The 1,177-nt window shown below is 42.0% G+C and carries 2 protein-coding genes; both read left to right on the top strand.

The genetic code is table 11. The annotated features are described in order from the left end of the window. Positions 1-301 (top strand): YccF domain-containing protein (locus R7P72_RS25180; RefSeq protein WP_318110983.1); only part of this gene is annotated, 301 nt, incomplete at its 5' end. Positions 302-949: 648 nt separating this feature from the next. Next, positions 950-1,177: hypothetical protein (locus R7P72_RS25175; protein WP_318110982.1), on the top strand; the 228-nt coding region annotated here is incomplete at its 3' end.

Below are 1,177 nucleotides of genomic sequence, written 5' to 3'. Positions count from 1 at the left end.
GGGTAACTTTTCGTTTTTCCCATTCGGCAAAGAAGCCATTTCGCGTGATGAACTAACCAATGAAATGGATATTGGCACGAGTCCGCTAGGCGTCATCGGCAACGTACTTTGGTTTGTGTTTGCAGGTTTGTGGCTGGCAATCGGTCATATCCTATCCGCCGCAGCGTGTTTCGTTACCATCATTGGTATTCCGTTTGCACTTCAGCACCTGAAACTGGCCGTAATTTCCCTCGCGCCTATCGGTAAAACTGTTGTAACGTCAGAAGAAGCGGCAATCGCTCGTTACAACATTAATCGTTAAGGTTATGTATCCTCTGAGCTTTCGGGCTCAGAGGGCAACGCCTGTTAAAAGTAAGCCTATTATTGCTACTGCGTATTCGATAATGGTTGATTGTATGCTCATACCGTCACCTTTCGGTTTATATCTTACCTAGCTCTGCACTGCTTCCAATTTATCCTTTATAATCGATTACCTTTGTTGCCCATCACTTGAGTTATTCAACGCTTCAACTACAAACATCTCAACTCAACTTCCCTCTTACAAATTTTTAAAGCCGAACTATAAGCGTAGCCAAAAGTAATCGACTTTGAAGAGAGATCTACGCGGTAAACGGAAGAATATTGGTCAGGAATCTTACTTTTTCAGGCCCAAGAACAACTTATGGTCGTATCTTTTTTAACCACGAAATGTGCACATCAGAAGACAAAGAACACTAAGGATTGAATAAATCAACAAACATTGATTGTGACGTAGACTAATTTATTTTGTTTGTCCTCTTCCCCTACCACCCCATATCATCCCCACCACAAACGCTCTTTGATATTTTTATTTGTAGTTCTGCCACCGACGTAAAAGTACGCCTTTTCATCCCACAATTTTGCTTTTACAACCGACCAGAACGTTCTGAGTCATTCAATGACTCAGCATCTATTCATGCAGGAATATATCGTGGATAAATATCAAGCGGCTTACGCAAAGCGTCTCTCAAAACTAAAAAGTGATAACAGTTCACCTAAGGCAATAGCTCGCCTTTGCGCTTGGGACTCGTTTTTTAACCAAGAGTTTGAACTTCAAGATCTTGAATATCAGATGGCCGATGCTGCGCGTCAGCGTTACGAGCAATCCAATGTAAAAAACGACATTTCGTTTAAAGCCTTCAAACGCGCCTTCTACAAC

This window comes from Vibrio sp. Vb0888, from assembly GCF_033338835.1.
GTDB lineage: Bacteria > Pseudomonadota > Gammaproteobacteria > Enterobacterales > Vibrionaceae > Vibrio > Vibrio alginolyticus.
Note: the sequence above shows the minus strand (reverse complement) of the source record. Positions and strands in the feature narration are given on the sequence as shown.